Here is an 8,942-nt window from a genome sequence, read left to right on the forward strand (position 1 = left end):
AGTTAACTTAATTAGAACATCTAACAAATAAATGTTCTTTTTCACTTTATTATTAATTTTTATTAATCTCCACAATTCACCCCTAGTCTGTTTACCAAGCGTAACACTGTTGTAACGTTTTGATGAAGTCAGTTCCCAAGCCCATATTCTCTTGGCTATGATTCGTTTGCGTTTATGAAATACCTCACTAAAAAGGTATATTCTTTGAAGGATATCGCAATGAAAATGATGAAAACAGCTATCGTTACTGCAAGCGTTCTTGCTTCTGCCTCTATTTTTGCACAAAGTGCGGGCGTTAATGCAGGTGCTTCTGCTCAAGTAAATGTACAACCGGGTGGTCTTGTTAGTGGCGTAGCCAATACAGTCAAAAATACTGCACACACTGTAAGTGGCACAGCTAAACATGCTGGGCATGTCGCTGCTGACACTACGGTTAAAGCAACTAAAAACACAACAGGAAAAGTGACTGAACTTTCTTCTAAGGCTGTAAATGGTACAAAACACTTAGCTACTGAAGCTGCGACAGGTACTAAAAACTTTGCTACCGAAGCTGCAACAGGTACTAAAAATGTAGCGACTAAAGCTGCAACTGGTACTAAACATTTTGCTACCAAAGCAGTAACAGGAACTAAAAATGTAGCGACTAAAGCTGCAAACGGTACTAAAAATCTAGCAGTTGAAGCTAAAGCCGATACGAAAGCAAGTGTTGATGCTGTAAAAGCTAAAGTTGCGGAGAAACAAGCTGAGCAAAAAGAATTTGTAGCCGACACTAAAGCTGATGCTCAAGCAAAGTTAAATGCAGCTCAACCAGCACAAGCAATTAATGCTCAAACGGGTGTAAATGTTGGTGTTAACGTTGCTCCTGTTGGAGTTAATGCAAACGCAAATGTAAATGCTGGTGCTCAAGCGTCTACCCAAAAAGCTGAAAAGAAATCTTGGGTTAAAGGTCTATTCGGTAACAACTAATCCGTTATAAATAAAAAAGGGCAATTCATTGCCCTTTTTTATTTCGCAAGAATCAAGCATTCAGCTCTTTTCAGTTAAAACTAAACCCGCACGCAAACCAATTTTCACATTTGGATTTGGAAATAAAATCCAGACCTGATCTTGCTCAACCACATAATTACCAGATGGTTGAGTTGCAATGATTTCACCTTTGGTAAAAGTCGAAAAATTCGGAGCCTCAGCCGATAAATTAATCTGAAAATCTTCATCTTTTTTAATTAAAGAATCTGATACATTAAAGACTCGAATTTTTGGTTTATTACGTGGTGGTAATGCCTGCTCAGAAACTACATTACGAATGACTTCATCAATTGCAGCAAACTGGCTCAGGTCATTTTGTCCAAATGGCAACGCTTTGCCTAACTCTAAAGTTGCGCTCGCAGCTTTAAAATTCTCACTCGTGAAATGTGTAAACGTTTTACCTACCGCATTGTGATAAACCAAAGCATCTAAATCAGCTGCTTCAAGACTTGCTTTTAAATCAGCATCATAGCCATGCGCTTGATAGGGAAACAAAGCAAATGTTGGCAATAAAGAAGTACGAATTGCGGTGTGCAAATCATAGTGATAACGTTTTGCCTCACTTGCACTTTCCTGAAAGAAAGTCGTAACCACTTGCTCTAAAACCTCAGCACGCTTTGATTCTTCAGTCACGGCTAGAGTTTTATATCCACCACAGAACATGCGGTTTACATCGTCATCCACATAACGTTTGCCATGACGCATTGCATAGGGGTTACCCAATATAAGCAGCAACCTCACAGCAAGCTTTAAACGCCCTGCAAATAAATCTGTGCAAAGATGAGATAATAATTCAATTGGTGCTGTTTCATTACCATGTACTCCAGCTGACAGTACAACGGCTTTGTCGTACTGTGCGTTTGGCGTACATTCAAGAAGTCCTTCACCCAACCAACGCCAAGAAAAACTATCTTGTTTTCCTTCACGGGTTTTAGGCTGCTCACCTTGTAAGGTTAATGCTAGAAAATCTTGCATGTCACCTCCTCATTATTTTTGGAAAGGATAAACCGAACCTAAACCTAAAATTTTGGTTAGCTCGTCAAGTGCCATGCGGCTTTCCATTAACAAATGCGGATCAGCCAGATCTTCTTGTGCTAAACGATCACGATAGTGTTTATCTACCCATTGATTGAGCGTGCTAAACAATTGATCATTCATCAGTACTTTTGGATTTACAGCATTTAACTCAGTTTCGTTTAAAGCTACACGTAAACGTAAGCAAGCCGGACCACCACCATTACGCATACTTTCACGTAAGTCATATACCTGAATAGCATCAATTGGTGTGCCCATCTGAATCATGTCATTCAAATAGCCCCACACTGCTGCATTTTGACGAGACTCTTCTGGTACAACAATAGTCATTCCACCATCTGGACGAGTCAAAATTTGGCTATTAAATAAATAGGTTGCTACGGCATCATCAACGTTAACACGGTTTTCAGGGACTTCAATTGAAATAAAGTCTTCACCGATGCTTGCCATTTTTTGACGAATTTCAGCAAAAGCCTGATCTTGGTTTAAAAAGGCATGTTGATGATGGAATAAAACTTGTTGGTTACTTACTGCGATCACATCGTTATGGAAAACGCCCTGATCAATCACATCCGGATTTTGCTGAACAAAAACAGTATGAGCATCGTCTAAACGGTGCAAACGTGCAATTGCTTCGCTTGCTTCACGCGTTTGACGAGCCGGATAACGTTTTGGACCAGGTAAGCCATTATTTAAATGTTGTTGGCCATAAACAAATACCTGAACACCGCGCTTAGCATAATCACCACCTAAACGATTGTGATTTGCTGCTCCCTCATCACCAAACAAAGCCACTTGCGGTAAAGCCTCATGATGTACAAAGTGACGTTCATTTTTAAAGATCGCTTGTAAAACTTGGCTTGTTGTTTCCGCTTCAATTGAACGGTGAAACTTATTGTTCAGATTCGCTGCGGTAAAATGCACACGCTCATCTTGGCTATCAGCCGAAGGTGAAACAGTTGCCGCATTGGCAGTCCACATTGGTGAAGCCGAACTTAAAGATGACAATAGCTCTGGTGAATGACGCATTGCTTGAGCAACTACACTAATGTCATCCCCTGTAAAGCCTAAACGACGTAACATTGGAACATGTGGACGCTCATGCGGAACAAGTACACCTTGTTTCATTCCCATGTCAGCCAAAGCTTTCATCTTTAGCAGACCTTGTTTAGCTGCTAATTTTGGATTCGAGGTATTATTACGGTTTTTGGTCGATGCTTCATTACCAAAAGACAAGCCCGCATAGTGATGCGTTGGCCCCACTAAACCATCGAAATTTACTTCATATCCTTTCATTTTTTCTTTCCCTAGTGTTTAAGGCAACACAATCCCTGGAGATAATTTTTCTGGTAAAGTTAAGCTGTCACTTTCAAGTGATGCCATCGGCCAAGCACAATAGTCAGCAGCGTAAAAAGCACTCGCGCGGTGATTACCTGATGCTCCCACCCCACCAAATGGTGCAGCACTTGAAGCACCAGTTAATGGCTTGTTCCAATTCACAATACCTGCACGCGCTTCAATGAGTAAATCATCAAACAATTCACGCTTTGGAGAAACCAAACCAACCGACAAGCCGAAGCGAGTTGCATTTGCAATTTTTAATGCTTCTTCAAAGTTGTCATAACGCTGAATTGTGGTAAGCGGTCCAAAGTATTCTTCATCTGGAATATCTTTCACACCTGTGACATCAACAATGCCTGGAGTAAGTAATGAGCTATCTTCTTGCGGACGTGTCATTGCTAATAAACTTTTTGCACCAAGCTCAAGTAATTTTTGCTGAGCATGCATCATGTTTGTTGCAGCAACTGAAGAAATTACCCCGCCCATAAATGGTTGTTGTTCATCATTCCAACGACCAACTTTTAGATTTTTAGCAACTTCAACGAAACGTTGAATAAATGCATCGCCTTCAGCACCATTTTTTACCAAGATGCGGCGCGCACATGTACAACGCTGACCAGCCGAAACAAAAGCAGATTGAATCGCAAGATTCACTACAGCATCAACATCGATAATTTCATCAATAATCAATGCATTATTGCCACCCATTTCAAGCGCAAGAATTTTTTCAGGTGCACCCGCCATTTGTTTGTGTAGGTGATAACCCGTGTTTGCACTTCCGGTAAACAATAAGCCATCAATTTCATGTGAAGCAGCTAATGCTTCACCCGTGGTACGACCACCTTGAACCAAGTTCATCACACCATTTGGCAAACCGGCTTGCTGCCAAAGTTTTACAGTTTCTTCAGCAGTCCAAGGCGTTAATTCACTTGGTTTAAATACAACTGTGTTGCCAGCAAGCAATGCAGGAACAATATGCCCATTTGGTAGATGGCCCGGGAAGTTATATGGACCGAAAACTGCAAGCACACCATGCGGACGATGACGTAAAGATGCTACACCATCGGCCATTTCAGTAGAACTTTCGCCTGTACGCTGGTGGTAAGCGCGAATCGAAATCGCAACTTTGCCAATCATTGATTGAACTTCAGTTAACGTTTCCCAAAATGGCTTACTGGTTTCTTGGCTAATGACTTCTGCTAAATGCTTTTTATTTTCTTCAAGCAAAGCCGCGAATTTTTCAACAATCGCCACACGCTCTGCAAGTGGTAAACGCGCCCAAGCTGGAAATGCAGTACGCGCTGACTGACAAGCTTGCTCTACATCAGCAGCAGTAGCCTCGGCACCTGACCATACAGTTTGGTTATCAACTGGATTTGTTTTTTCAAATGTTGCGCCGCTGCCTTGTAACCAGACACCGTTTATAAATAAAGAGTTTGACATCAGGATACTTCCATTGGATTTAGTGATAGCACACGAACAACGTGACCTTCTTGTACACCGAGTTTTTCAGCTTGTTCATGTGTTAAATTTATTGTGTTATCAACAAGATCAAGCTTTAACAACATTGCCTTGTAGTCATGATAATTATCATTAGCAACGAGATATTGAGTCTTACCGACCACAGCTTCACTTGTAATTTTGACGTTTAGTAACTGACTTTCTTTTACTGCTCTCAATTCATCAATATTGGCTTCAATGGTTGGACCCGCATCAAAAATATCGACATATCCTTGATAGCGTAAGCCTTCCGACTCAAGCACGTGATAAGCAGGCAAAGTTTGTGGATGCATTTTTCCAATTACCTCTTGCGCGTCTTTTGGCAAGAGATCTACATAGACTGGAAAACGAGGCATAAGCTCTGCAATAAATACTTTTTGCCCAATTCCACTTAAATAGTCTGCTGTTGAGAAATCCATATTAAAGAAATGGTGACCAATCGCATCCCAAAACGGAGAACATCCATTTTCATCTGAGAAACCACGCATTTCAGCAATTAACTTTTTCTCAAAATATTGTTTAAAGGCAGCAATAAACATAAAACGGATTTTCGATAAGAATTTACCGTTTTGGTTTTCACGACGCTCTGGATCTAAAAATAATGTACAGAGTTCGCTACTACCTGTTCTGTCATTACTTAGAAATAAGGTAGGTAATGACTTATAGACATTTAATGCTTTTGAAGCATGTACTTGAGTACCCACATGAAAGTTGTACCAAGGTTCAATGAGCCCTACAGCAACTTCAATTGCACTTAACCCAATAACACGTTGAGCTTCTGTATCTTCAAGAACAAACAGATAACCTTGTTCACTTTTATGGACATTGCCATTTAAAGTATTGCGAGTACGTGAAATTCGAGCCGAAAGTGTATCCATATTTTGTGGCAAGGAAGTCAGGCCTACACCCGACTTACCCGCTAATTTATAAATATCTTCAAGGTCTCGAAACTCGGCATGACGGACGATCATCATGGCTAGCTTTCCTTTTTATTATTTAGCCAACTTTGCCAATGCGCGTTTTAAACGAGCAATTCCTTCATCAATATCTTGTTCAGGAATGATAAGCGACGGTGTAAAACGAACTACATTCGGGCCTGCAATTAAAGCAAGTAAACCTTCTTCACCTGCCCAAGTCGTAATATCTTTCGCTTTCCCTGCATATTCAGCTTTTAATTCACAACCAATGAGTAAGCCTTGACCACGAATTTCTTGAAAAATCGGGTATTCAGCATTTAATTTATTTAATGCATCAAGGAAATATTGATGGCGGTGTTTTACACCCTCAAGCACTTCAGGCGTATTAATAAATTTAAATACTGCACCGGCAACCGCACTTGCTAACGGGTTACCACCATAAGTCGTACCATGGGTACCCACTGAAAAATGCGGAGCAAACTTATCTGTTGTTAGCATTGCGCCAACTGGGAAACCACCACCTAGTGCTTTTGCAGTGGTTAACACATCTGGAATAACGCCAGAGTTCATGTAGGCATATAGTGCACCTGTACGACCAACACCGGTTTGTACTTCATCAAAAATCAGTAAGGCACCGAACTTATCACACAGTGCACGTAAACCTTTTAAAAATTCGATGTCAGCAGGAATAACGCCACCTTCACCTTGGATCAGCTCAACAATAACAGCACATGTTTGCTCATTAATGACTGCTTTGGCAGCTTCTAAATCATTAAAGGCAACATGATTGATACCATTTGGAAGTGGTGCAAAGTCTTGTGAATATTTAGGTTGACCACCTGCTGAAACGGTAAATAAGGTACGGCCGTGGAACGCATTATTAAATGCTACAATGCCGCTTTTACCTGTAATACCGCTGTCGAGTCCAACTTTACGAGCTAGTTTGAGTGCTGCTTCGTTCGCTTCTGCACCTGAGTTACAGAAGAAAACCTTATCTGCAAATGTATTTTCGGTAAGTTGTTTTGCAAGGCGTAGAACGGGTTCATTTGTATAACCGTTACCTACATGCCAAAGTTTTGTTGCTTGTTCTGTTAAAGCATTTACTGCCACTGGATGCGCATGACCTAATGCGTTTACTGCAATCCCGCCTGCAAAATCGATATATTCTTTATTTTCTTGATCCCAAATACGTGAACCTTCGCCACGTACCGGAATGAAATTTGCTGGTGCAAAAACTGGAACCATCCAGTCGTTAAAGTTGCTTCGAGTTACAGAAATTGGCTGTTCCATGCTTACCTCAGTATTTATTTAATATATTCGATAACACTTAAATTTGAATAATTCAGAAAAAGGGAGTGAGCAAATAAACCCTATAACATCCTTTATATTTGCTCAAACCACTTTTTCGAAAGTAATTTCCGCAGGTTAGCCTGGGAAAATACCGCGCTCTTTACGAGCTTTTAAGATACGCTCACATGCCAAGATGTAAGCTGCTGTACGTAAAGTACAAGCGTTACTGTTTGCTGTATTCCAAACGTCGTCCATAGCTTGAACCATCAACTTGTCTAAACGCTCGTTGATTTCTTCTTCAGTCCAGAAGTAGCTCGCCATGTCTTGAACCCATTCGAAGTAACTTACAGTTACACCGCCGGCGTTACATACCACGTCAGGAACGACAACAATCCCACGCTCAACTAAAACGTCTTCAGCTTTAGGATAAGTCGGGCCGTTTGCGCCTTCTAAAATCAACTTAGCTTTAAGTTTTTGAGCACGTTCAACAGTGATTTGGCCTTCCAATGCAGCAGGAACAATAATGTCAACTTCAGCTGTCCAGAAATCTTCGTCAGCAATTGATTGAGCACCAGCAAAACCACCAACACCTTGGTTTGCATTTACGTGATCACGTAATGCTTCAAGATCAATGCCATCAGCATTGAAAATTGTACCAGTGTGGTCTTGAACGTGTGTAACTTTCGCTTTTGATTCAACAAATAAGAAAGCCGCTTCACTACCTACGTTACCAAAACCTTGAATAGCGATTTTCGCACCTTCAATTGGTAAATTAATTTTTGCTGCTACTTCACGGCCTGTAACGAATACGCCACGACCAGTTGCTTTCACACGACCTAAAGAACCGCCTAGGTGAACTGGCTTACCAGTTACAACACCAGTTACAGTGTGACCTTGGCTAGTAGAATAAGTATCCATCATCCAACCCATGATATGGGCATTCGTGCCAACGTCTGGAGCAGGAATATCTTTTTGAGGCCCAATAATATGACCAATTTCAGTCGTATAACGACGAGTCAAACGCTCTAATTCACGATTAGATAATTTACGTGGATCAACACGAATACCACCTTTCGCACCGCCGAATGGCAAGTTCAAAACAGCAGTTTTAATTGTCATCCATGCAGACAACGCCATCACTTCATTCAAGTCAACATTTGGATGGTAACGAACACCACCTTTACCAGGACCACGAGACAAGTTGTGTTGTACACGGTAGCCTTCAAAGTGCTGAATAGAACCGTCGTCCATTACGATTGGCACGTCTACAATAAGTGCACGTTTTGGACGTTTTAAAGTATCGATAAACTCAGCTAAGTGGTCTAAATATGGCGCTACGCGGTCAATTTGTGCCAAGTAAGTTTGCCATGCATCACTGTGTTCGTTTACGTATGAAAGATCTGACATCTTTTTTCCTATATACCTTCATAGACTTAGACTTGATAAATCCGCAGTCTTTATTATTCAGCAACCAAAGCCTTGCAATAACAATGCTTTAGTTTATTTACTAAATCCTTTGCCCTTCTAAAGCATCAGATTTTTTAAATTCCATTTGTTGATACTAAAAGTATGATCTACTTTTATATATCGATATCTTTTACAAGCTTTCTTTCATTTAACTTACTGTTTATAAAGCTATCTTTATAAAAGTAAAGTTCAACCACAACCCACTTAATCCAGTCGGCTGAAATATAAATACAAAAGAAATGGCATAACCGTTTGGGAGTTAAAAAGAACGATGATTTATAAAAAAATCATGTGTCCATAAAAATTATTTTGACTAATCGATAGATCCCTCCATTAGTCTTTTTAAAAATAAACATTGTTCAATAA

At 40.4% G+C, this 8,942-nt stretch carries 7 protein-coding genes; 1 reads left to right on the forward strand and 6 read right to left on the reverse strand.

Annotated features, from left to right (window positions below):
- Positions 1-219: 219 nt before the first annotated feature.
- Positions 220-966, forward strand: coding sequence for a hypothetical protein (locus HUN22_RS13200; protein ID WP_174730183.1), 747 nt, complete (start codon positions 220-222; stop codon positions 964-966).
- A gap of 60 nt (positions 967-1,026) precedes the next feature.
- Here the strand turns inward: HUN22_RS13200 and astE are convergent, their stop codons facing one another.
- The 6 genes from astE to HUN22_RS13230 all read right to left on the reverse strand — a co-directional run bounded on the left by astE (position 1,027) and on the right by HUN22_RS13230 (position 8,516).
- Positions 1,027-2,001 (reverse strand): succinylglutamate desuccinylase, encoded by a 975-nt coding sequence (gene astE / locus HUN22_RS13205; protein WP_174730186.1) that lies wholly within the window; start codon positions 1,999-2,001, stop codon positions 1,027-1,029.
- A gap of 12 nt (positions 2,002-2,013) precedes the next feature.
- Entirely contained in the window at positions 2,014-3,357 is a 1,344-nt protein-coding gene (astB, locus tag HUN22_RS13210; RefSeq protein WP_174730189.1) for an N-succinylarginine dihydrolase, read from the reverse strand.
- Positions 3,358-3,375: 18 nt separating this feature from the next.
- Positions 3,376-4,845, reverse strand: coding sequence for a succinylglutamate-semialdehyde dehydrogenase (gene astD, locus HUN22_RS13215; protein ID WP_174730192.1), 1,470 nt, complete (start codon positions 4,843-4,845; stop codon positions 3,376-3,378).
- Entirely contained in the window at positions 4,845-5,876 is a 1,032-nt protein-coding gene (astA, locus tag HUN22_RS13220) for an arginine N-succinyltransferase (protein WP_174730195.1), read from the reverse strand. Before astA ends, astD begins: the two co-directional genes overlap by 1 nt.
- A gap of 18 nt (positions 5,877-5,894) precedes the next feature.
- Entirely contained in the window at positions 5,895-7,109 is a 1,215-nt protein-coding gene (locus HUN22_RS13225; RefSeq protein WP_174730198.1) for an aspartate aminotransferase family protein, read from the reverse strand.
- Positions 7,110-7,244: 135 nt separating this feature from the next.
- Entirely contained in the window at positions 7,245-8,516 is a 1,272-nt protein-coding gene (locus HUN22_RS13230) for a Glu/Leu/Phe/Val family dehydrogenase (protein WP_174730201.1), read from the reverse strand.
- Between the last annotated feature and the right edge of the window lie 426 nt (positions 8,517-8,942).

Origin of the sequence: Acinetobacter lactucae, from assembly GCF_013344765.1 — a bacterium.
Taxonomy (GTDB): Bacteria; Pseudomonadota; Gammaproteobacteria; order Pseudomonadales; family Moraxellaceae; genus Acinetobacter; species Acinetobacter lactucae_A.